We start from the raw sequence: 23,926 nt of genomic DNA, 5'->3' as shown, positions 1-23,926 counted from the left end.
GGGGTCGCGGGAATCTGGAATGCCGCACAAGGAATGCTCACACCGGAAAAGGCCGCGATACAGACATGGTGAGGGGGAGTGGAATCACGTGAAAAATAAGAGGATTGTCGTATGACTACACGTGCGCCGCCCGCACCCGGTCACGCGCTCGTCAGCGCACACGCGCCCTTACGTGACCGGCGTCGATCCGTTCCACTGAATGCGTACGGCAGGCCGGAACGCGATATTCAAGGGGGCGTTTCGCATGGGTGAAGAATGCGTTTCCGATGACTTTACAACCTGTGTACGACGGGAGTTTCCGGCCCTCGCCCACAAGACCTATCTCGACAGTGCGTGCATCGGGGTCGCGCCTTTGCGGGCGGTTCGGGCCGTCACGGATCTGGCACAGGGAATGCAGTACTGCCACGCCGAATCGGGCACCGATATGCACGGCCGGCTCAACGAACTGCGGGCGGCGGCACGCCCGTTGGCCGCACGGCTGATCGGGGCGGAGCCGAGCGACATCGCCCTGCTGGAGAGCACGACCCACGGCCTGAAGGTCGCCATGGAGTCGCTGCCCCTGCACGCCGGGGACCAAGTCCTCATCCCCGACCTGGAGTTCATCCAGATGGGCGTCCTGTGGCGGCAGCTCAAGGACCGGGGCATCACGGTCCGCACGGTGCCGCACGACCCGGGCGGGCGGTTCGGCGTGGACGCCGTGCGCGCCGAACTGACCCGGGACGTCAAGGTGCTGGCGCTCAGCTCGGTCCAGTGGACCAACGGCTTCCGGGCCGATCTCGGAGCCCTGTCGGAGCTGTGCCGCGGGAGAGGCGTGTGGCTGGTCGTGGACGCGGCGCAGCACCTCGGCGCGCTGCCGTTCCACGTGCGGCGCACGCCCGTCGACATCCTCGTGTGCGGCGGGCACAAGTGGCTGTGCTCACCGTTCGGCGCCGGGTTCATGTACCTGGATCCGGCCGTCCGGCCGCGGCTGCGCCGCCCGCTCGCGGGGTTCTTCGCGGCCCGGCCGCCCGCCCGCACCTGGGGCGAAGCGTTCCTGCGCGCCGATCTCGGCCCGCTGCGGGACTACGAGTTCAGCGACGACGCCTACGCCTGGGAGACCGGCGGCACCGGCAACTACCCCGGGGCGGTGGGCCTTTCGGCCGCGCTCTCGCTCTTCCTCGAACTGCGCCCGCAGCGCGTCGAGGCCCAGCTGCGGACCCTCACGGACTACCTCGTCGAGGGCCTCGACCGGCGCGGACTCCCCGTCGTCAGCCCCCGCGAGGCCCGCCACCGCTCCGGCATCCTCACCTTCGGCACCGGGAACACGGACACCGACCTGTCGCTGCTGCGCGCGCTGCTCGCGGCCGGGGTCGCCGTCAGCGTGCGCTACACGTCCGGTGTGGGCGGGATCCGGGTCAGCTGCCACGTCTACAACACGCTCGGCGACCTCGACGCGCTGCTCGAAGCCGCCGCGGACTGGCAGCGGCGGCCCCGGCCGGCCGTCCGCCCGGCTCCCGCACCGGCCCCCGCCGGCGGTCCCCGCTCGGCCGCCGCCCAGATCGTCCGGCAGCGTGCGCTGATCGACGCCCTCGACGACGACCTGATCGGCCTGATCACCGCCCGGGACGGGGTCAGCCGGGGCATCCGCCGCTCCCGCGTCGAGGGCGCCATGTCCCGCACCGACCTGGCCCGCGAACGCGAGATCGTCGAACGCTTCCACCACCGCCTCGGCCAGGACGGCACCCGACTGGCCCTGGAACTCCTGCGCATGTGCAAGGGCGACACCTGAGCCCCGTGGACCCGTGGACCCGTGGACCCGTAGCCCCGGACCGGCACGCCCTTATCCCCTCATCCCCTCCCCCTCACTCCCCATCACCTCCCCGGAGGCCCCGCATGACCGCGCCCTTCAACGCCGCCACCTACCTCCTCGACCGGCAGACGGCCCGCGGCTTCGCCGACCGTCCCGCTCTCATCGGCCCCCGCTCGACCCTGACGTACGGCGCACTCGCCGCCCGGGTCGCGGACGCGGGTGCCGGCTGGCGGGCGCTCGGCGTACGGCCCGAGGAACGCGTCCTGATCCACGCGGCCGACACCCCCGAGACGGTCGTCGCCCTGCTGGCGCTGATGCGGATCGGAGCCGTACCGGTGCCCGTGTCCACCATGAGCACACCGGCCGAACTCACCGCGCTGATCGCCGACTCGCGCTGCCGGCACGTGCTCGTGGGAGCCGAGTTCGGCGACCGGGCGCACGCGGCGCTGCGGGATGCCACCGCCGTTCCCGACCTGGTCGGCGTGGTCGTCCTCGACGACGCCCCGGCGCACCCGCCGCCCTGCGTCCTGCGGATCCGCTGGGAGCACCTGATCGCGGCGGGCGCGGCGGCCGGCCCCGCCGACCGCGCGACCGACCGCACCACCGGGGAGTCGCCCGCCCTGTGGCTCTACACCTCCGGTACCACCGGCACCCCGAAGGCCGCCGTGCACCGCCACGCCTCCGTCCGCTTCGTCGCCGAGCACTACGGACGGCAGGTCCTCGGCCTGCGCCCCCGGGACCGCTGCTACTCGGTGGCCAAGCTCTTCTTCGCGTACGGCATCGGGAACTCCTGCTTCCTCCCGCTGGCCGCCGGAGCCGCCGCCGTACTCGACCCGGCCCCGCCCACCCCCGAGTCCATCGCCCGCCGCCTGGCCGAGGACGCGCCGACCGTCTTCTACGGCGTGCCCACCTCCTACGCGGCGCTGCTGCGCGCGGAGGACGTGCCGGACGACGCGTTCCGGGGCGTACGGGTGGCGGTGTCGGCGGGGGAGCCGCTGCCGCCGGAGGTGCAGCGCCGGTTCCGGGCCCGCTTCGGGATCGACCTGGTGAACGCGATGGGCTCGACCGAGGCGCTGCACGTGTTCCTCTCCAACCGCCCCGGCGACTGCCGCCCCGGCACCCTAGGCACCCCGGTGCCCGGCTACGAACTGCGCGTCGACGCGCCGCCCGGCGAACCCGGCGTCCTGAAGGTGCGCGCCCCCTCGGCGGCCGACGGCTACTGGTGCCGTACCGCCGTGACCCGCCGGGTCTTCCAGGGCGACTGGATCGACACGGGGGACCTGTTCAGCCAGGACGCGGACGGCTACTACGTCTGTCACGGCCGGGCCGGCGACATGATCAAGAGCGGTGGCATCTGGGTCACCCCGGCGGAGGTCGAGAACCGGCTCCTGGAGCATCCCGCCGTGACCGCCGCCTGTGTGGTGGCGGGGCCGGACGGGGACGGGCTCGACCGGCCGGTGGCCTGCGTGGTGCCGGCATCGGACCGGGAGCCGGACGAGAGCGCGCTGATCGCCTTCTGCCGCGAAGGGCTCGCCTCGCACAAGTGCCCGCGCCGGGTCCTCACCGTCCCGGCCCTGCCCACTACCGGCACCGGAAAGGTCGACCGGCGCCGGGTGCGGGAGGAGGTCCGAGCACGGCTGACGGACCTTCCGCGCGTCCCGGAACAGGCCGTGGCCCCGCCCGAACCCCCGCCCGCACCCGTCCCCACCGTCCCCACCGCCCCGAGGAGCCGACTCGTATGACCGTCCTCACCTCAGTCGTCGCACCGCCCGTCCCCAACCCCGTGGACCTGCTCTTCCACACCGCGGGGCGGCTCGCCTCGCACGCGGAGGCCGTGCCCGCCGTGGGTGTCGTCCTGCACCTGACCGGCGACACCCCGGATCTCACCCGGCTGCGGGAGCGCGTCGCCCGCCGGCTGCACCGACTGCCCTGCCTGACCCACGTCCTGACCACCGACGACGGACCGCCCCGCTGGACGCCCCGCGCGCCCGACCTGGCGGAGCACGTCACCGAGCGCCGCGTCCCGCCCGGCCCCGGCCGCCTCGACGACACCGTCCGCGAACTGCTCCACCGCCCGCTGCCCACCGCCACCCCGGCCTGGCGGCTGGTCGTCCTGTCCGGGCACACCACCGGCGGGTACTGCCTCGCGCTGATCGCCCACCACGAGGTCCAGGACGCCGCGAACCTCGTCACCGTCGTCGAGATCCTCCTGGGCCGCGACGACGACACCCCCGCCACCGCGGTCGCCGCCCTCGACGGCGGACCGGTGGCGGAACCGGAACCGTGGCGGCTGCTCGACGCGGCGGCGTTCATCTGGCGCAACACCCGCCCGCACGGCCTGTGGAACGACCCGGCCCGCCCGCTGTCCGGCCGCCGGCACGTCCTGTGGCGCGAGGTGCCCACCGCGCTGCTGCGCGACACCGGCCGTGCCTACGGCGCCACCGCCAACGACGTCCACCTCGCGGCCCTCGCCCACGCGGTCGGCGACTGGGCCGCCGCGCACCGCCCCGACGCCCGCCTCGACCCGCTGCCGGTCATGCTCCCGGTCAACCTGCGCACCCCGGCCGAGACGGGCCTGCCCGGCAACCGCTTCTTCCTGGCCCGCCTGGACCTGCCCGGCGGCCCCATGACCCCCGCCCGCCGGCTGAGCCGTACCGTCCCCGCCACCGCACCCCTGAAGGCCGCCGCGTACCGGCGGGCGCTGCACCGCATGACGGCCCAGGAGCCGCTGGCCTACGGCCAGTTGATCGCGGCGAGCGCCGCCCCCGACCGGCTGACCGCGGTCTGCTCCAGCTTCCGGATCGGCGGCCGGCTCAGCCACGAGGGCGATCCCGTCGACCGCGTGGTCCCGGTCATCTGCTGCCCCGACGGCTTCCCGCTCACCGCCGCCCTCTTCCTCTACGGCGAGACGTCCACCGTCTCCTTCCAGCTCGACCGGTCGCTGCCCGGCGCCGAGGAGATCCCCGGGCTGTGGCGCCGGGCCGTCGACGACATGGCCACCTGCGCGCCCGAGACCGTGCCGGGAGGTACCCCGTGACGACCCTTCCGTTCCAGGACCAGGCGGCCCTCGTGGTCTCGGCCAGTCGCGGCATGGGGTACCAGATCGCCGCCGAACTCGCCCGCCAGGGAGCGTCGTTGGCGATCACCGCGCGCGGCGAGGAACCCCTGCGCGAGGCGGCCCGCGCGATCCACGAGGAGACCGGGCGCCGGGTGCTGCCGGTCACCGCGCACAGCAGGCGGGAGAAGGACCGGCAGGCCGTCGTGGACGCGGTGATGGACACCTACGGGCGGCTCGACCTGCTCGTCTACAACACCGGGATCAACCCCGCGCGCGACACCCCCGCCATCGACCTGGACCTCGACTGTGTGCGCCGGATGTTCGACACGAACGTGCTGGCGGCGCTCGGCTTCACCCAACTCGCCTGGCAGGCCTGGATGAAGGAGCACGGCGGCTCGGTGCTGATGATGAACACCGTCGCCGCCACCAGCGTCTTCCGGATGCCCGCGTACAGCGCGAGCAAGGCCGCCCTGTACCGGCTCACCGAGGACCTCGCCGACCAACTCGCCCCGCGCGTACGGGTCAACGCCCTCGCGCCCGCCTTCGTCCGTACCGGGTTCATGGACTCGATGGCGACCCTGCCCACGGACACCATCGCGGCCAGCTATCCGCTCGGACGCATCGGGGAGGGCGAGGACATCGCGCAGGCGGCGGCCTTCCTGCTCTCGCCGCGCGCCTCCTGGATCACCGGGGTCACCCTGCGGATCGACGGCGGCAAGTCCGTCGCCGCCGCGACCCACGACCGCCCGCACCCCGCCCCCGGCCGTCCCGTCCACTGACCCGCCGCCGGGGCACCCGCACGGCGGCGCGGGCACCCCGGACGCACCCCGGCCGGGTCAGTCGTCCCTACGGCCCCGGTTGCCGGGCCGGGCGGCCACCCAGGCCCGGACCGTGTCGGCGTACCAGTACGGCTTGCCGCTCTCCACATGGTCGGGCGGGGGCAGCAGACCGTGCTTGCGGTAGGAGCGGACGGTGTCGGGCTGGACCCGGATGTGGGCCGCGATTTCCTTGTACGACCAGAGCCGTCGGTCGGTCATAGCGCACCTCCCTGCGCGCGCCGCGGCGGCGGCCGGGGGCGGCCGTCGGGGGAGCCGTGCGCTGCGCTGGCGATCACAAAGCCTGTGCCCGGTCAACGACATGGAGTGACGGACGGGCAGCGCCTGTGTACCGGGTGTGACGCAAGACCCGCGTACACACGACATGTGTGACACGAGGGAGGTTTTTGTGACAGAGGTGACGCGAAGGCGTACGCGGGCGTGGAGGCGCGGCGCGTTGACACCTGGCGTGCGGGGCGGATGACGTCCGCGGCGCGATAAGGCGGGGGCGGGGCGGGGTGCGCGGCGAGACGGGGTGCGCGGCGAGGTGGGCCGGACCCGCTGCGCCGGACCCGGCCCACCGGCTTTCCCGCACCCCCGTGCTCCCGCACCCCCGTGCCCCGCGCCCCCGTACCCCCCCCGTGCCCCCGCATCCCCCATGGCCAGGCCGGTCCCCGGAGGCCTGCGCGTCCCCGGCGTCAACCGGCCAGGTGATCAGCGTGCATCAGCGCGCCCGGCCGGTCTTGGAGAAATCCGCACCGCCACCGGGAGCGACCAGCAGACTCGTCGCCTCGCCCGTCATCCGGTCCCCGGTCGGCATCCCGGGCAGCGCCACCGGCGGACGCGCCCGGCCCACCATGAACTGACCCGGAGTGCACCCCGTCATCGCCCTGAACTCGCCGCTCAGATGCGCCTGGTCGTAGAAACCGCAGACCGCCGCCGTCTCCGCCTGGCCGCGGCCGGCCGCGAGGAGCCGCCGGGCGCGCTGGAGCCGCAGCACGCGTGCCGCCGCCTTGGGGCCGAGGCCGATCTGTTCCCGGAAGCGGTTCTCCAACTGCCGTACGCTCCAGCCCACTTCGTCGGCGAGCCGGGGCACCGGCACCGCGCCCCCGTGCCGCACCAGCTCCGACCAGGCCCGTTCCACCCGCGCCGAACTCGGCGTACCGGCCGCCGTCCAGCGGGTGAACACCTCGTCCAGCAGCCCGAACCGGGCGCTCCAGGTGGGCAACGCGGCGAGCGCGGCGGCCAGTTCACCGATACCGGCCCAGCGGGAGCCGAGCGCGTGCGGGAGTTCGTCGGGGTCCACCACCCGGTCGGCCAGTTCGTGCTGAGCCGTACCGAACAGCGTGAACGCGGCCCACGGCGTCAGCAGCACCTCGACCCCCGCGAGCCGCCCGCTGTGCTCACCGAGCGCGGCAGTGGTCGTAGGACCGCAGAACACCGACCCGAGCGTGGCCGATTCCCGCCCCACCCGCGAGATCCGGACAGCCCCCTCGAACCCGAGGAGCAGGGTCGCGGCCCCGATCGGCGCCTCCAGCCGGGCCCGGGGCCGCGACAGGGCCAGCCGCATGCCCCGATAACTGATCACCCCGGGGCGGAGCCGGGGATGCGGTGCCGCGACCGCGGTCTCCCACGACCCTCCGGGCCCCTGCCCGGCACGGATGACAGCCATCCGCCCATCGTCCTACGGCCCTGCGGCGCCCCGATAGGGGGGCGCGGCAGGGCCCGACGGCCGACCGGCTCGCCCCGTCTCGTCCGAATGTCCGGACAAAACATTGACAGGGCTCGGCCCCCGGGACTACAAACCGGGGAGAGCCGAAATGAATGGGGAAGTCGATGGCGTACGACCTGATCACCATGGGGCGGCTGGGGGTGGACCTCTATCCGTTGCAGACGGGCGTGCCACTGCCCCAGGTGACGACCTTCGGGAAGTTCCTCGGCGGGTCGGCGGCGAACGTCGCCGTCGCCGCCGCGCGGCTGGGCCGCGAGGTCGCCCTGGTCTCGCGCACCGGCGACGACCCCTTCGGCACCTACCTCCACGAAGCGCTGCGCGACTTCGGCGTCGACGACCGCTGGGTCACCCCGGTCCCCGGACTGCCGACCCCGGTCACCTTCTGCGAGATCTTCCCGCCGGACGACTTCCCGCTGTACTTCTACCGGCAGCCCAAGGCCCCGGACCTGGAGATCGACGCCCACGACCTCGACCTGGACGCGATCCACGAGGCCCGGATCTTCTGGATCACCGGCACGGGCCTGAGCGAGGAGCCCAGCCGTACGGCCACGCTCGCGGCCCTCGCGCACCGCGCCAAGTCCGGTACGACGGTCTTCGACCTCGACTGGCGGCCCATGTTCTGGAAGGACGCCGATCCGGGCGCGGCCCGCCCCTTCTACGAGGAGGCACTGCGGCACGCCACCGTCGCGGTCGGCAACCTCGACGAGGTGGAGGTCGCCACCGGAGTGCGCGAGCCGCACGCGGCGGCCCGCGCGCTGCTGGACGCCGGTGTCGAACTCGCCGTCGTCAAGCAGGGCCCCAAGGGTGTCCTGGCGGTCAACCGGGACGGCGAGTCGGCCGAGGTGCCCCCGCTGCCCGTGAACGTCCTCAACGGACTCGGCGCGGGTGACGCCTTCGGCGGCTCGCTCTGCCACGGTCTGCTGGCCGGCTGGGACCTGGAGAAGATCATGCGGCACGCCAACGCGGCCGGGGCGATCGTCGCCTCGCGCCTGGAGTGCTCCTCCGCGATGCCCACGGTCGCCGAGGTCGAGGACGCGATCACGGCCGGAGCGGTCCTGTGAGGGCCGGCCGCGTGGCGGGCGCCGAGCACGAACGCGAGGGCGGGGACGGCAACCGGGACAGGGACGGCGACGGCGTGCCGCACGCGCATCTGGACCACGAGGGCGACGACGGCCTCTCCGGTCACGAGACGGGCCACGAGACGGGCCACGACGCGAGCCACGAGTCGGGTCGTGACGCGGGCCACGAGTCGGGTCGCGGGACGAGCCGGGCGACGGCCGACGACACGGGCCACGGCACGGGCGCGGGCGCAGCCGCCGGCCCCGCCGCCGGACCCGTGCCCCGCGTCGACATCTCCGAACTCGTCCGCGTCCGCGCCCGCCACCCCGAGGCGATAGCCGAGGCCGCCGCCCGCAGGGTCCGGCGCCCGCTGCTCAACGACGCCGGCCGGCTGATGATCGTCGCCGCCGACCACCCGGCCCGCGGCGCGCTCGGCGTCGGCGACCGCAGACTCGCCATGGCCAACCGCGCCGAACTCCTCGAACGGCTCTGCCTGGCGCTGTCCCGGCCCGGCGTCGACGGTGTCCTCGCGACCGCCGACATCCTGGACGACCTGCTCCTCCTCGGCGCCCTCGACGGCAAGGTCGTCATGGGCTCGATGAACCGCGGCGGCCTCCAGGGCGCCCGCTTCGAACTCGACGACCGCTTCACCGGCCACCGCGCCCAGGACATCGAGCGGCTCCGCTTCGACGCGGGCAAGCTGCTGCTGCGCATCGACTACGACGACCCGGGCTCGCTCACCACCCTGGAGTCCACCGCCCGCGCCGTCGACGACATGGCCGCGCGCCGACTCCCGCTGTTCGTCGAGCCGTTCATCAGCCGCCGCACCGACGTGGGCAGGCTGAGGAACGACCTCTCCGCCGAGGCCGTCATCAAGTCCATCGCCATCTCCTCGGGCCTGGGCGGCACTTCGGCCTACACCTGGCTCAAGCTCCCGGTCACCGAGAACCCGGACGACATGGCCCGGGTCATGGAGACCTCCACCCTCCCCGCCGTCCTGCTGGGCGGCGAGGTCGGCGACGACCAGGACGGCGCGTACGAGAAGTGGCGCGGCGCGCTCCAACTCCCCACCGTGCGGGGCCTGGTGGTCGGCCGTTCGCTGCTGTACCCGCCGGACGGGGACGTGGCCGCCGCCGTCGACACCGCCGTGGGTCTGCTGTGAGGGCCGGCCGGTGACGGCCACCGCCGGCGGGCAGCGGACCGTGCTTCCGGCCGGCGGTGGATGTACCGTGCGAATTACGGATCAATGGGTCCAACTCCCGGGCGGGGAAAGCATGTTCGCCCGGACACAGAACGCCTCCGGCGCGGGAGGCCGCTTCGCCCTGGCAGGAGCGAAGTGCGGGCGACGACTCCCCGCTCGCTACGGCCCCGCGCCGGAGGTCTCCAACCCGACTGATCACGTTGCGTGTCGGAGCGTGCGCACCGAGGTTCCCGGCCTCGGGCATCGAGTCGGACGGGGGCGCCGAGCCGTACCGGAGGGGCGGATCAGCTCGCACCCGGACCACACGGAGGAACGCCGATGACCTCAACGACGAGGCTCACGGTCGCACAGGCGCTCGTACGCTTCCTGTCCGCCCAGTACACCGAACGCGACGGCGTACGGCGGCGGTTGATCAGCGCGACCTGGGGCATCCTCGGCCACGGCAACGTGGCCGGCCTCGGCCAGGCGCTCATCGAGTACGCCACCGTGCCCGGCGGACAGTCACCCGCCGCGGCACCGGTCATGCCGTACCACCAGGGCCGTAACGAACAGTCCATGGTGCACGCGGCGGTCGGCTACGCGCGGCAGTCGAACCGGCTGTCCGCGCACGCCGTCACGACCTCCGTCGGTCCCGGCGCCACCAACCTCGTCACCGGCGCCGCGCTCGCCACGGTCAACCACCTGCCGGTGTTGCTCCTCCCCGGCGACACCTTCGCCACCCGGGTCGCCGACCCGGTGCTCCAGCAGCTCGAAGTCCCGTACGCGGGCGATGTGTCGGTCAACGACTGTCTGCGCCCGGTGTCGAAGTACTTCGACCGGATCACCCGCCCGGAGGCGCTGGTCCCGGCCGCCCTGAACGCCATGCGCGTCCTCACCGACCCCGTCGAGACCGGCGCCGTGACGCTCGCGCTCCCGCAGGACGTCCAGGCCGAGGCGTACGACTGGCCGCGGGAGTTCTTCGCCGAACGCGTCTGGCACGTACGGCGGCCGGCCGCCGACCCGGCCGAACTCGCCGCGGCGGTCGGCGCGGTGCGGGCTGCCGAGCGCCCGCTGATCGTCGCGGGCGGCGGAGTCCACCACAGCCGGGCCGAGGCGGCGCTCGCGGAGTTCGCCGCCGCCACCGGCATCCCGGTCGCGTCCACGCAGGCCGGCAAGGGCTCCCTGCACCACGACCACCCGCAGGACGTCGGCGGCATCGGCCACACCGGCACCGCGACCGCCGACGAACTCGCCCGCCTGGCCGACCTGGTGATCGGGATCGGCACCCGCTACACCGACTTCACCACCGCCTCCCGCACCCTCTTCGAACGCCCCGGCGTCCGCTTCCTCAACCTCAACATCGCCCCCTACGACGGCCACAAGCTCGCCGGACAGCCGCTGATCGCCGACGCCCGCGGCGGACTGGTCGCGCTGGCAAGGGAGTTGGGCCGCCACGGCCACCGGGTCGATCCGTCGTACAGCGCCGAGTACCGCGAGGACAAGGAGCGTTGGGAACAGCGCGTCGACGCCTGCTACGAGGCCGACGAGCCCGACGTACGCCCCACCCAGCCCCAAGTCCTGGGCGCGCTCGACGAGATCGTCGACGAGTCGGACATCCTGGTCAACGCGGCCGGTTCGCTCCCCGGCGATCTGCACAAGCTGTGGCGGACGCGGTCGGCGGACCAGTACCACCTGGAGTACGGCTACTCCTGCATGGGCTACGAGATCCCGGCCGCGATCGGCGTCAAGCTGGCCGCGCCCGACCGGCCGGTGTGGGCGCTGGTCGGCGACGGCACCTATCTGATGATGCCGACGGAGCTGGTGACCGCCGTACAGGAGGGCATCGCGATCAAGGTGGTGCTGATACAGAACCACGGGTACGCCTCGATAGGCGGCCTCTCCGAGGCGGTGGGCGGCGAGCGGTTCGGCACCGCGTACCGCCACCGGGCCGACGACGGCACCTACACGGGCGCCCCGCTGCCCGTCGACCTCGCCGCCAACGCGGCCAGCCTGGGCATGCGGGTGCTGCGCGCGAAGACCGTCCGCGACCTGCGGACCGCGCTCGCCGAGGCGCGGGCCGCGGACACTCCCACTTGTGTCTACGTGGAGACCGAAACCGCAGACACTGTGTCGGGCGCGCCTCCGGCGCAGGCCTGGTGGGATGTTCCTGTGGCCGAGACCGCGGCCCGATCGTCCGCGGTCAAGGCACGAGAGCTGTACGAACGGCACGTCACCACCCGACGCCGCCATCTGTGAAGGAGCAACTGGGCATGACGAAGATCGTCAACCACTGGATCGGCGGCAAGACCGTCGAAGGCGCGTCGGGGAACTACGGGCCGGTCACCGACCCGGCGACCGGCGCGGTCACCACGAACGTCGCGTTCGCGTCGGTCGAGGAGGTCGACGCGGCCGTCGCCGCCGCCAAGGACGCCTACGCCACCTGGGGCACCTCCTCGCTCGCCCGGCGGACCACGATCCTCTTCAAGTTCCGGGCGCTGCTTGAGGCCAACCGGGACGCCCTCGCCGAGCTGATCACCGCCGAGCACGGCAAGGTGCACAGCGACGCGCTGGGCGAGGTCGCGCGCGGCCTGGAGATCGTCGACCTGGCCTGCGGGATCACCGTGCAGCTCAAGGGCGAGCTGTCGACCGAGGTCGCCAGCCGTGTCGACGTGGCGTCGATCCGCCAGCCGCTCGGTGTCGTGGCCGGCATCACGCCGTTCAACTTCCCCGCCATGGTGCCGATGTGGATGTTCCCGATCGCCATCGCGACCGGCAACACCTTCGTGCTCAAGCCGTCCGAGAAGGACCCGTCGGCGTCCCTGAAGATCGCCGAACTGCTCGCCGAGGCGGGCCTGCCCGACGGCGTCTTCAACGTCGTGCACGGCGACAAGGTGGCCGTGGACCGGCTCCTGGAGCACCCGGACGTCAAGGCCGTCTCCTTCGTCGGCTCGACCCCCATCGCCCGCTACATCCACACCACCGCCTCCGCGAACGGCAAGCGCGTCCAGGCCCTCGGCGGCGCCAAGAACCACATGCTGGTCCTGCCCGACGCCGACCTGGACGCGGCGGCCGACGCGGCCGTGTCCGCCGCCTACGGCTCGGCGGGCGAGCGCTGCATGGCCATCTCCGCCGTGGTCGCGGTCGGTTCGATCGGCGACGAACTGGTCGCGAAGATCCGCGAGCGTGCCGAGAAGATCAAGATCGGTCCCGGCAACGACCCGACCTCCGAGATGGGCCCGCTCATCACCAAGGTCCACCGCGACAAGGTGGCGTCCTACGTCACCGGCGCGGCGGCCGAGGGTGCGGAGGTCGTCCTGGACGGCACCGGTCACACGGTCGAGGGCTTCGAGGACGGCCACTGGATCGGCATCTCCCTGCTCGACAAGGTGCCGACGTCGGCGAAGGCCTACACGGACGAGATCTTCGGTCCGGTGCTGTGCGTCCTGCGCGTCGACACCTACGACGAGGGCGTGGCCCTCATCAACAGCTCCCCGTTCGGCAACGGCACCGCGATCTTCACCCGCGACGGCGGCGCCGCCCGCCGCTTCCAGCTGGAGATCGAGGCCGGCATGGTCGGCGTCAACGTCCCGATCCCGGTCCCGGTGGGCTACCACTCCTTCGGCGGCTGGAAGGACTCCCTCTTCGGGGACCACCACATCTACGGCAACGACGGCACGCACTTCTACACCCGCGGCAAGGTCGTCACCACCCGCTGGCCCGACCCGGCCGACGCCCCGACCGGCGTCGACCTCGGGTTCCCGCGCAACCACTGAGCAGCACCCGTAGGGGCCGTCCGGATCGCGGACGGCCCCTTTTTTTCGGGTACGGCGGCTGCGGTTACCGTAGGAAGCCGAACCGGGGCCGACACTGCCCTCGGGCGTCGAATACGGCACTCAAGGCGGGTTGGATCAACGGAATCCGTAGATGAACACCCATTGACGTGATGGTTTCCGTCAATGTTCCATCAGCGCGTGACCGACACCCTCCCCACCGCCGAAGCCGCCGTCCCCGAGACGTCGTCGGACAGCTCCGGAAACCCCCGGCAGCTCAAGCGCTCCATCGGCGTGGTCGGTGGCACGCTCCTGACGCTCTCCTGCGTGACACCGGCCTCCACGCTCTTCGTGGTCGTCCCCGACCTGTTCGGCTCGCTCGGCACCGCGACCGCCCTCACGATCGCGATCGGCTCGGTCCTGTGCGTCGCCGTCGCGTTCTGCTACTCGGAGCTGGGCACCCTCGTGCCCAGCGCGGGCGGCGAGTACGCGATGGTGTCGACGCTGGCGGGCCGCCTGGCGGGCTGGCTGGTCTTCGTCCTCTCGCTCCTGGTCGTGATGATCGTCCCGCCGGTGATCGCGATGGGCACGGCGGACTACCTGACCCCGATCGTCCACCTCGACCCGTCGATGACGGGCGCGGGCGTGATGCTCCTGGCCACCCTCGCCGGCCTGCTGGACCTGCGCGCCAACGCCTGGATCACCGGCATCTTCCTGGTCCTGGAGGTCATCGCGGCGGCGGTCGTGGCCCTCCTGGGCTTCACCCACAGCCGCCGGGGCCTCGACAGCCTCACCTCGATGCGGGTCGCGGGCACCGGCGGCCACACGGACACGGTGACCGCGATGCTGGTGGTCTCCGGCCTGGCCATCGCCCTCTTCGTCACCCAGGGCTTCTCGACGGCGGTCTACCTCTCCGAGGAACTGGAGAACCCGCGCCGCAACGTGGCCCGCACGGTCCTCGCCACCCTCGCGATCTCCACGGTCATCATCCTGGTCCCGGTGGTCGCCATCACCATGGGCGCGTCCGACCTCACGGAACTGACCGGCGGCGACATCAGCGGCATGGTCACCGCCTGGTCCGACTCGGCGGTCGGCACCTTCGTCAGCCTCTGCGTGGCCCTGGCGATCATCAACGCGGGCATCGTCATGGTCATCCAGAACTCCCGCGTCCTGTTCGCCTCCGCCCGCGACAAGGCCTGGCCCACCCCGGTCAACGCGCTCTTCGCCCGACTCGGCCGCTTCGGCTCCCCCTGGGTGGCCACCCTCGCCGTCGGCATCCCCGGAGCGGTCCTCTGCTTCGTCAACCTGGACACGCTGTACGGCGTGACAGGCGTCTCGGTGACCGGCATGTACCTGCTGGTCGCGGTGGCCGCGCTGCTCTCCCGCCGGGGCCACCACCGCCACACCCACGCGTGGCGCATGCCCCTGTGGCCCGCGATGCCGATCCTCCTCATCGCGGTCCTGGCGTACATCCTCACCCAGCAGGAGACGAGCTACCTGCTGTGGACGGGCGGCATCACGGCGGCGGCGACGCTGTACTGGGCGCTCTACCTCCGCCCCCGCAGGGAGACCCGCTGGCTGATCTCCCTCCCGGAGGAGGACTGAGCCCCTGAGAGGTACGGTCCTCCGCGCAGCCGTACACCAACCGCGGTACACCCCTCACCCCCGGTTCACCCCAGGGTCTGCCCCAACTGTCAGCGACGCCCCGTACCGTTGACGGCATGGATCTTCGCCTGCCGCTACGACGCCCACGGCACTGGCTCGCCGCCACGGCCGCCGTAGCCGTGCTCGCCGCCGCCGGCACCTGGACGGCCGTGGCCTCCGACGCACCACCGGAGGTGCACCGCACGGACCGGGTGATGGCGGTCGACGGCGTCAGCCTGGACACCTCGTACTTCACCGACGGCGGCACCGCCCGCCGCCCCGCCGTCCTCCTGGCGCACGGCTTCGGCGGCAGCAAGGACGACGTACGGAAAGAGGCCGAGGGCCTCGCCAGAGACGGGTACGCCGTCCTGACGTGGTCCGCGCGGGGCTTCGGCGAGTCGACCGGCAAGATCGGCCTGAACGACCCGGACGGCGAGGTCAAGGACGTCTCCCAGCTGATCGACTGGCTCGCGAAGCAGCCGGACGTCCAGCTCGACCGGCCCGGCGACCCGCGCGTGGGCATCGCGGGCGGTTCCTACGGCGGAGCGATCTCCCTGCTCGCGGCCGGGTACGACGACCGCGTCGACGCCATCGCCCCCGCGATCACGTACTGGAACCTCGCCGACTCCCTGTTCCCCAACGGCGTCTTCAAGAAGCTCTGGACGAGCATCTTCATCAACTCCGGCGGCGGCTGCGCCAATTTCGAGCCCCAACTGTGCGCGATGTACGACCGGGTCGCCGAGTCGGGCCAGCCGGACGCGGCGGCCCGTGCCCTCCTCGAAGCCCGTTCACCGTCCGCCGTGGCCTCGCACATCAACGTCCCCACGCTGCTGCTCCAGGGCCAGACCGACTCCCTCTTCCCGCTCGGCCAGGCCGACGCCGCCGCGAAGGCGATCCGCGCCAACGGCGCCCCCGTGGACGTCGACTGGATCGCGGGCGGCCATGACGGCGGCGACATGGAGACGACCCGCGTCCAGGCCCGCGTGACGTCGTGGTTCGACCGGTACCTGAAGGACGACAAGAACACCGACACCGGACCGGCCTTCCGCGTCACCCGCACCGGAGGCGTCGACTCCACGGACGGCGCGGCCCTGCTGCGCGGCGCGAGCAGCAGCGTCTACCCGGGCCTGGAGAGCGACCCGCGCACGATCGCCCTGACCGGCCGCCGCGAGCAGTCCTTCACCAACCCGGCCGGCGCCAGCCCGCCCGCGATCTCCGCCCTGCCCGGCCTGGGCAACGCGGGCGGCCTCTCGCAGCTGTCCTCCCTGGGCCTCGGCGTGTCCCTCGACTTCCCCGGCCAGTACGCGGCCTTCGACTCCGAGCCCTTCACCCAGGGCCTGCGCATCACCGGCTCGCCCACGGTCACCGTCCACGTGAAGTCGACGAGCGACGACGCCGTCCTCTTCGCCAAGGTCTACGACGTCGGCCCCGGCGGCACCCAACAGGTGCTCCCCTCCCAGCTGGTGACCCCCGTCAGGGTCGAGGGCGCCAAGGCGGGCAAGGACGTCACGATCACCCTCCCGGCCATCGACCACGACGTCCAGAGCGGCCACCACCTGCGCCTGGCCCTCGCCTCGACGGACCTCGCCTACGCCTCCCCGACAGCCCCGGCGACGTACACCGTCACCCTGAAGAGCGACCTCAAGGTGCCCACGGCCCCGGGTGTCACGACCGCCGCGGCGACACTGCCGTCCTGGGTCTGGTGGCTGCCGCTCGCCGGCGCGGCGCTCGCACTGGCGCTGCTGCTGACCGGACGCAGGCGCACCGCGTCGACAGCCCCCGACCCCGAGCTGCTCGAAGTCCCGCTCCAGATCACCGACTTGAGCAAGCGGTACGCCAAGTCGGCGGACCGGTACGCGGTCCGGGACCTGTCCTTCCGCGTGGAGAAGGGCCAGGTGCTCGGCCTGCTGGGACCGAACGGCGCGGGCAAGACGACCACCCTGCGCATGCTGATGGGCCTGATCGCACCGGACGACGGCGAGATCAGGGTCTTCGGGCACGCGATCCGCCCGGGTGCCCCGGTGCTGTCCCGGGTCGGCGCCTTCGTCGAGGGCGCGGGCTTCCTCCCGCACCTCTCCGGCCGCGAGAACCTGGAGCTGTACTGGCAGGCGACGGGCCGGCCCGCGCAGGACGCGCACCTGGACGAGGCCCTGGAGATCGCCGGCCTCGGCGACGCACTCGCCCGCGCGGTGCGCACCTACTCCCAGGGCATGCGCCAGCGCCTCGCCATCGCCCAGGCCATGCTCGGCCTGCCCGACCTCCTCATCCTGGACGAGCCGACCAACGGCCTCGACCCGCCGCAGATCCGCGAGATGCGCGAGGTGATGATCCGCTACGCGGAGGCCGGCCGTACGGTCATCGTCTCCAGCCACCTCCTCGCGGAGGTCGAGCAGTCCTGCACCCACCTCGTGGTCATGGACCGCGGCCGACTGGTCCAGGCGGGCCCGGTCGCCGAGATCGTCGGCTCCGGTGACACCCTCCTCGTCGGCCTGGCGACCGACATCCCCGACCCCCTGGTGGAAAAGATCGCCACCCTGCCGGACGTCGAGTCGGTGACCCGCGCGGAGGGCGGCCTGCTGCTACGCCTGTCCTCCGCCACGACAGCCGTCGCGGCAGGCGGTGTGCGGGACGTCGGCTCGGCCGAGGCGTCGGGCGTCCCGCTCGCCGAACCGGGCGGCGCCACCTCGTCGGCCTCCGGCCCGACGGCGGACGGCGCGAGCACGGCGACCGGCACGGCCTCCGGCACGGCCTCCGGCACGACAGCCGTCGCCGCAGGCGGTGTGCGGGACGTCGGTCAGGGTGGGGCGTCCGGTGTCGCGCTCGCCGAGGTCTCCGGCACCGCACTCGACGCGTCCCCGGGCGCCCCGGCGCCCGCCGCCCACAGCCCGGCCACCGCCGCCCGGCTCCTCGTCGAGCTCGTACGGCTCGAAGTCCCCGTCTCCTCGGTCGGTCCGCACCGTCGGCTGGAGGACGCCTTCCTCACCCTGATCGGAGGTTCCGCGTGAGCACGCTCGCCGAGCCCGCAGAGGTGGCCTCCGGCTACCGCGCGGGCCGCACCCTGCCCCTCCGGGTGGAGCTGGTCCGGCAGTTGAAGCGGCGCCGCACCCTGATCATGGGGGGCATCCTCGCCGCGCTGCCCTTCGTCCTGGTGGCCGCCTTCGCGATCGGCGGCACCCCGGGCGGGCGCAACTCCCAGGTGACCCTGATGGACACGGCCACCGCGTCCGGCGCCAACTTCGCCGCGGTGAACCTGTTCGTGTCGGCCGGCTTCCTGCTGGTCGTCCCGGTCGCCCTGTTCTGCGGGGACACGGTCGCCTCGGAGGCCAGCTGGTCGTCCCTGCGCTATCTGCTGGCGGCACCCGTGCCCCGGGCCCGCCTGCTGTGGTCCAAGCTGGTCGTCGGCCTCAGCCTCAGCCTCGGCGCGATGGTCCTGCTCCCGCTGGTCGCCCTGGCCGTCGGCACCGCCGCCTACGGCTGGGGCCCACTGGAGCTGCCCACCGGCGGCACGATCGGCTCGGGCACGGCAGCCGAGCGCCTGCTCGTGGTCGTGGCGTACATCTTCGTGTCCCAACTGGTCACCGCGGGGCTCGCGTTCTGGCTCTCGACGAAGACCGACGCCCCCCTGGGCGCGGTCGGCGGCGCGGTCGGCCTGACCATCGTCGGCAACGTCCTGGACGCCGTCACCGCCCTCGGCCACTGGCGCGACTTCCTGCCCGCGCACTGGCAGTTCGCCTGGGCGGACGCCGTACAGCCCCACCCCGAGTGGTCCGGCATGATCCAGGGCACGGCGGTCTCCGTCACCTACGCCGTCGTCCTGTTCGCCCTGGCCTTCAGAGGTTTCGCCCGCAAGGACATCGTGTCCTAGGTCACCGGAAGATCTCCCCCCGGTCTCGACGCACCATGATCGCGACCCCTTCGAGACGCTTCCGCAACTCCCCGTGCCGCACGTTCCCGGCCCCTCCGCCGTCACAGTCGCAGAAGGCGACGTCAACGGGCATAGGGGGCACGGGAGATGGAGACCAGCCGTACCGACCGAACACGACCGGGGCAGCGGCGCGCCCGCCGCCGCACCCGGCGGCTACGGGCCACCCTGCTCGCCCTCACCGCCGCGGGAGGCCTGCTGCTCACCGGCTGCGGCGCGGGCGACAGCGGCAGCTCCAGCAGTTCGGACGGCCCGGACCGCACCGGCCGCCCGGCCCCGGCGCCCGCCGTCACCTCCGGCGGCGAACAGAGCGACGGCGGCCAGAGCGTGGACGGCGATCAGGAGGGTGAGCAGACGGACGGTCCGGACCGGATCGCCCCGTCCCCCGACTACCTCTCCACCTTCGCTCTCGACGTCGACACGGCCTCCTACGGCTACGCGCGCCGCGTCCTGGCGGACGGACAGCGGCCCGACCCGTCGACGATCCGCCCCGAGGAATTCGTCAACAGCTTCCGGCAGGACTACGAGCGCCCCGACGGCAACGGCTTCACGGTCACCGTCGACGGCGCCCGCACCGACAGCGCCGGCTGGTCCCTGGTCCGCGTCGGACTCGCCACCCGCACGGCCGGTGACAGCGCCGAACGCCCGCCCGCCGCCCTCACGTTCGTCGTCGACGTCTCCGGCTCCATGGCCGAGCCGGGCCGCCTCGACCTCGCCAAGAAGTCCCTCGACGAGATGACCGACCGGCTGCGCGACGACGACTCGGTCGCACTCGTCACCTTCAGCGACGAGGCCGAGACCGTCCTGCCGATGACTCGACTCGGCGGCCACCGCGGCGAAGTGCACCACGCCGTGGACGAGTTGGAGACCCGCTCCGCCACCAACCTCGGCGCCGGTGTCGAGACCGGCTACGCCACCGCCACCGAGGGCCTGCGCGAGGGCGCCACCAACCGGGTCGTCCTCATCTCGGACGGCCTCGCCAACACCGGTGACACCGACGCCGGTTCGATCCTGGAACGCATCGCGAACGAGCGCCGCGACCACGGCATCACCCTCTTCGGCGTCGGCGTCGGCAGCGACTACGGCGACGCCCTGATGGAGGAACTCGCCGACAAGGGCGACGGCCACACCGCGTACGTCTCGGACGACGCCGACGCCCGCAAGGTCTTCGTCGACCGACTCCCGCAGAACATCGACCTCACCGCCCGCGACGCCAAGGCCCAGGTCGCCTTCGACCCCGAGACGGTCGCCCGGTTCCGCCTCATCGGCTACGAGGACCGCAAGGTCGCCGACGACGACTTCCGCGACGACAAGGTCGACGGCGGCGAGATCGGCCCCGGCCACACCGTGACCGCCCTCTACGCCGTCCGCACCAGGCCCGGCGCCGACGGCCACCTCGCCACCGCCAGTGTCCGCTGGCTCGACCCCGGCACCCGCGCCCCGCACGAGGAGTCGGGCCAACTGGAGACCGGCGCCCTGCGCGACTCCCTGACCGACGCGTCCCCCCGCTTCCAAGTCGACGCCGTGGCCGCCTACTTCGCCGACTCCCTCCGCTCCGGCGACCTGCCGGGCAACCCCGGCCTCGCCGAACTCGCCGACCGGGCACACACGTTGGCGAAGCGGACGGACGACGACGACGTCCGGCAGCTCGCCGAGGCGATCGACGAGGCGGCCCGGACGGAGTGAACCCATCGAACCGACCGAACCCGGACCCGCCTCCCGAACGCAACCTCACCGGCCCCATTGACCTTCCCCTACTTGCGAGTAAGTTGACGCCCCAGTCACCGTCCCACCGCCGACCGGGAGCAGCCGACATGGGCGTACGCAAGGACCTGAAACGGGCGCGGCAACGCACCGACCTGGCGGCCCGCACCCGGGTCGAACTCACCCGGGACGAGCGGGGCGTCGTACGAGAGGCGAGCACCCCGCCGCTCGCCCCGCGCCCGACCACCGGCAGCACCGCCGACCTCCCGTTCACCAACGCGGCGGAGGCACCCGACACCGTGGTCCTCCGCCGCGCGCGGGGCGGCAGCTGGCACCCCGTCACCGCCGCCGCCTTCGCCCGTGAAGTCACCGCCACGGCAAAGGGGTTGATCGCCGCCGGTCTCGAACCGGGCGGCCGGGTCGCGGTGATGTCCCGCACCCGCTACGAGTGGACGCTCCTCGACTTCGCGATCTGGGCGGCCGGCGGCCGGACCGTGCCGATCTACGCGACCTCGTCCGCCGAACAGGTGGAGTGGATCGTCAGGGACTCGGACACCCGCTTCGTCGTCACCGAGACCGCCGAACACACCGACACGGTCATGACGGGCACCGCCGGCCACCCCCAACACCCGCGCATCTGGCAGCTGGACGCGGGAGCCGTCGCCGAACTCGCCACCCTGGGAAGGGACATCACCGACGAGGAGGTCACCAAGCGCCGTAGCGCCCTCACTCCCGACACGGTCGCGACGATCTGCTACACCTCCGGGACCACCGGCCGCCCCAAGGGCTGTGTGCTCACCCACGCCAACCTGCACGCCGAGGCCGCCAACACCGTCGAGCTGCTGCACCCGTTGTTCACCGAGGTCACCGGCCAGGTCGCCTCGACGCTGCTGTTCCTCCCGCTCGCGCACATCATGGGCCGCACCCTCCAGATCGCCTGTCTGATGGCCCGCATCGAGACCGGCCACTGCCCGAGCATCAAGCCCGACGAACTCCGCCCGGCGCTACGGGAGTTCAAGCCCACGTTCCTGGTCGGGGTGCCGTACCTCTTCGAGAAGATCCACGACACGGGCCGCGCGACCGCCGAACGGATGGGCCGCGCCGCCTCCTTCGACCGCGCCGACCGCGTCGCGGTCCGCTTCGGCAGGGCGTACCTCGACAGGTTCCTCGGCACCGGCAAGGGGCCGGGCCCCGCCCTGTACGCGGCCTGGGCCCTCTACGACCTGCTGGTCTACCGCCGTATCCGCAACGAACTCGGCGGCCGGACCCGGTACGCCATCAGCGGCGGCTCCCCGCTCGACCGCGACCTCAACCTCTTCTTCGCCGCGGCCGGGATCATCGTCTACGAGGGCTACGGCCTCACCGAGACCACCGCCGCCGCCACCATCGTCCCGCCGCTGCGGCCCCGCCCCGGCACGGTCGGCCTCCCGGTGCCCGGCACCACGATCCGTATCGCCGACGACGGCGAGGTGCTGATCAAGGGCGGGGTGGTCTTCGGCGCGTACTGGAACAACCCGGCGGCCACCGACGCCGTACTGCGCGACGAGTGGTTCGCGACCGGGGACCTCGGCGCGCTCGACGAGGACGGCTATCTCACCATCACCGGCCGCAAGAAGGACATCCTCGTCACCAACGGCGGCAAGAACGTCTCGCCCGCCGTCCTGGAGGACCGGCTGCGCAGCCGCGCCCCCGTCGGCCAGTGCCTGGTCGTCGGCGACAACCGCCCCTTCGTCGCCGCGCTGATCACCCTCGACCCCGAAGCGCTCGCCCACTGGCTCTCGGTCCGCGGGCTCCCCGCCGACACCCCGCTCGCCGAACTCGTGCGGAACGCGGACCTGCGCGCCGAGGTCCAGAAGGCCGTCGACCACGCCAACCGGGCCGTCTCCCGCGCCGAGTCGATCCGCGCCTTCGCCCTGGTGGAGGGGGAGTTCACCGAGGAGAACGGGCTGCTGACCCCGTCCCTGAAGGTCAAACGGCATGTGGTGACGGCGGCCTACGCGGACGACATCGAGGCGCTCTACGCGAAGCCGAAACAGCCGTAGCGCGGTCGTAGCCGCGTGGGGAACGGAGAAGCGGGCCGCCGAGGTGCTCGGCGGCCCGCTCTCGTGGTGCTGGTGGGGTCAGCTGCCCACGGCGCCGTTGCCCGACAGGACCGGGATGTTGTCCAGGATGTGCGACAGCGGCTCGTCGCCCTTGGCCTGGGTGGAGTTCTCGGTGCACTGCTGGTTCTGCGGGGCCGAGAGGACCGGCACGTCCTGGAGGACGGTGACCGGCACGAGGCCGACCAGCGAGGCCAGGTTCGCCTTGACCGGCAGACCGACACAGGGCTTGTTCAGCGAGCCCTGGACGAGGGAGAGCTGGGGGCTCATGTCGCCCTTGGTCTCCTGGTTGCCGTACTTCTGCACGGCGCCGTTGCCGTTGGTGGTGGTGACACCGTCGTCGTTGCCGATGGCCATCGCCGGGGTGGCGACGGCGGCGGTGACACCGGCGATGGAGGCGGCAACAGCCGCGGTCGCCCACAGCTTCTTCATGTTCAGACCCTTTCGGAGGACGGACTCCCGTTGCGGAGCCGCGCGATGATCAACTGGGTTACGGCTGGTTTAGTTGCGGCCTTTGCCCTGAATGGAGCAATAAGTCTGCTGGGGTGACAAGTCGGCTCACGGGAGGGCGAGAGCGTGACCCCGTGGACGGTCCGCGCTGAGGGCAAGGCAACGGGCCGCCGAGAGCTCGGCGGCCCGTTGTGAGCGTCCGGAGGTCAGCTGCCCGCGGAGCCGTTGCCCGACAGGACCGGGATGTTGTCCAGGATGTGCGACAGCGGCTCGTCGCCCTTGGCCTGGGTGGAGTTCTCGGTGCACTGCTGGTTCTGCGGCGCGGAGAGGATCGGCACGTCCTGCGCGACGGTGACCGGCACGAGGCCGACCAGCGAGGCCAGGTTCGCCTTGGCGGGCAGGCCGATGCAGGGCTTGTTCAGCGAGCCCTGGATGAGCGCCATCTGCGGGCTCATGTTGCCGTACGTGGCCTGGTTGCCGTAGACCTGCTGGGCGCCGTTGCCATTGGTGGTGGTGACGCCGTTGTCGTTACCGATCGCCATCGCCGGGGCGGCGACGGCAGCCGAGGCTCCGACGACGGAAGCGGCGACAGCCGCAGCAGCCATAACCTTCTTGATCACTTCATGATCCCTTCTGGAGTAACCCCGTCCACCGGAGCGACCTGAACAACTGGTGCCGGGCCGCATGGTTGCTCCGATTCACTC

General features: G+C 72.6%; 17 protein-coding genes and 1 pseudogene. 14 read left to right on the top strand and 4 right to left on the bottom strand.

Going from position 1 to position 23,926, the window contains the following annotated elements:
• Positions 1-199 precede the first annotated feature (199 nt).
• The 4 genes from ACIQPR_RS17025 (at position 200) to ACIQPR_RS17010 (ending at position 5,626) form a co-directional block, all read left to right on the top strand.
• A complete protein-coding gene (locus ACIQPR_RS17025; RefSeq protein WP_403648419.1) occupies positions 200-1,768 on the top strand; it encodes an aminotransferase class V-fold PLP-dependent enzyme in 1,569 nt (522 codons plus the stop codon).
• A 104-nt stretch (positions 1,769-1,872) separates the two neighbouring features.
• Positions 1,873-3,531 carry a benzoate-CoA ligase family protein gene (locus ACIQPR_RS17020; protein ID WP_403648417.1) on the top strand — a complete coding sequence of 553 codons (1,659 nt, stop codon included), beginning with the start codon at positions 1,873-1,875 and terminating at the stop codon, positions 3,529-3,531.
• Positions 3,528-4,826 carry a wax ester/triacylglycerol synthase domain-containing protein gene (locus ACIQPR_RS17015; protein ID WP_403648414.1) on the top strand — a complete coding sequence of 433 codons (1,299 nt, stop codon included), beginning with the start codon at positions 3,528-3,530 and terminating at the stop codon, positions 4,824-4,826. The genes ACIQPR_RS17020 and ACIQPR_RS17015 overlap by 4 nt, the downstream gene beginning before the upstream one ends.
• A complete protein-coding gene (locus ACIQPR_RS17010; RefSeq protein WP_403648411.1) occupies positions 4,823-5,626 on the top strand; it encodes an SDR family oxidoreductase in 804 nt (267 codons plus the stop codon). The genes ACIQPR_RS17015 and ACIQPR_RS17010 overlap by 4 nt, the downstream gene beginning before the upstream one ends.
• A 57-nt stretch (positions 5,627-5,683) precedes the next feature.
• Here the strand turns inward: ACIQPR_RS17010 and ACIQPR_RS17005 are convergent, their stop codons facing one another.
• Positions 5,684-5,884 (bottom strand): helix-turn-helix transcriptional regulator, encoded by a 201-nt coding sequence (locus tag ACIQPR_RS17005; RefSeq protein ID WP_403648409.1) that lies wholly within the window; start codon positions 5,882-5,884, stop codon positions 5,684-5,686.
• Positions 5,885-6,386: 502 nt separating this feature from the next.
• Complete coding sequence (locus tag ACIQPR_RS17000) at positions 6,387-7,334, bottom strand: helix-turn-helix domain-containing protein (RefSeq protein WP_403648406.1); 948 nt, start codon at positions 7,332-7,334, stop codon at positions 6,387-6,389.
• Between the two features lie 164 nt (positions 7,335-7,498).
• Here ACIQPR_RS17000 and iolC point away from each other — a divergent pair, with 164 nt between their 5' ends.
• The 10 genes and pseudogenes from iolC to ACIQPR_RS16950 all read left to right on the top strand — a co-directional run bounded on the left by iolC (position 7,499) and on the right by ACIQPR_RS16950 (position 22,715).
• Entirely contained in the window at positions 7,499-8,455 is a 957-nt protein-coding gene (gene iolC / locus ACIQPR_RS16995; RefSeq protein ID WP_403649331.1) for a 5-dehydro-2-deoxygluconokinase, read from the top strand.
• Between the two features lie 275 nt (positions 8,456-8,730).
• Positions 8,731-9,615, top strand: a complete 885-nt coding sequence (locus ACIQPR_RS16990) for a deoxyribose-phosphate aldolase (RefSeq protein WP_403649328.1) — start codon at positions 8,731-8,733, stop codon at positions 9,613-9,615.
• Positions 9,587-9,835 (top strand): annotated as a pseudogene (locus ACIQPR_RS16985) (5-deoxy-glucuronate isomerase); the annotation flags it as partial. The gene ACIQPR_RS16990 and the pseudogene ACIQPR_RS16985, both read left to right, overlap by 29 nt.
• A gap of 137 nt (positions 9,836-9,972) precedes the next feature.
• Entirely contained in the window at positions 9,973-11,889 is a 1,917-nt protein-coding gene (iolD, locus tag ACIQPR_RS16980; RefSeq protein ID WP_403648404.1) for a 3D-(3,5/4)-trihydroxycyclohexane-1,2-dione acylhydrolase (decyclizing), read from the top strand.
• 14 nt (positions 11,890-11,903) lie between these two features.
• Complete coding sequence (gene mmsA / locus ACIQPR_RS16975) at positions 11,904-13,406, top strand: CoA-acylating methylmalonate-semialdehyde dehydrogenase (RefSeq protein WP_403648402.1); 1,503 nt, start codon at positions 11,904-11,906, stop codon at positions 13,404-13,406.
• Positions 13,407-13,604: 198 nt separating this feature from the next.
• Complete coding sequence (locus ACIQPR_RS16970; protein ID WP_403648399.1) at positions 13,605-15,008, top strand: APC family permease; 1,404 nt, start codon at positions 13,605-13,607, stop codon at positions 15,006-15,008.
• A gap of 116 nt (positions 15,009-15,124) precedes the next feature.
• Positions 15,125-18,052 (top strand): alpha/beta fold hydrolase, encoded by a 2,928-nt coding sequence (locus ACIQPR_RS16965; RefSeq protein WP_403648396.1) that lies wholly within the window; start codon positions 15,125-15,127, stop codon positions 18,050-18,052.
• A complete protein-coding gene (locus ACIQPR_RS16960) occupies positions 18,049-18,912 on the top strand; it encodes an ABC transporter permease (RefSeq protein ID WP_403648394.1) in 864 nt (287 codons plus the stop codon). The genes ACIQPR_RS16965 and ACIQPR_RS16960 overlap by 4 nt, the downstream gene beginning before the upstream one ends.
• Before the next feature lie 147 nt (positions 18,913-19,059).
• Positions 19,060-20,655 (top strand): von Willebrand factor type A domain-containing protein, encoded by a 1,596-nt coding sequence (locus tag ACIQPR_RS16955; protein ID WP_403648391.1) that lies wholly within the window; start codon positions 19,060-19,062, stop codon positions 20,653-20,655.
• 128 nt (positions 20,656-20,783) lie between these two features.
• Positions 20,784-22,715 carry an AMP-dependent synthetase/ligase gene (locus ACIQPR_RS16950; protein ID WP_403648389.1) on the top strand — a complete coding sequence of 644 codons (1,932 nt, stop codon included), beginning with the start codon at positions 20,784-20,786 and terminating at the stop codon, positions 22,713-22,715.
• Between the two features lie 78 nt (positions 22,716-22,793).
• Here ACIQPR_RS16950 and ACIQPR_RS16945 read toward each other — a convergent pair whose 3' ends face one another.
• On the bottom strand, positions 22,794-23,204 hold the full coding sequence (locus tag ACIQPR_RS16945) for a rodlin (protein WP_403648386.1): 411 nt from the start codon (positions 23,202-23,204) through the stop codon (positions 22,794-22,796).
• 224 nt (positions 23,205-23,428) lie between these two features.
• Positions 23,429-23,842, bottom strand: coding sequence for a rodlin (locus ACIQPR_RS16940; RefSeq protein WP_403648383.1), 414 nt, complete (start codon positions 23,840-23,842; stop codon positions 23,429-23,431).
• Positions 23,843-23,926: the final 84 nt, after the last annotated feature.

Source organism: Streptomyces sp. NPDC091280 (assembly GCF_044768565.1).
In the GTDB taxonomy this organism is placed as follows: Bacteria; Actinomycetota; Actinomycetes; order Streptomycetales; family Streptomycetaceae; genus Streptomyces.
This window is presented reverse-complemented; position numbering and strand designations above follow the sequence as displayed.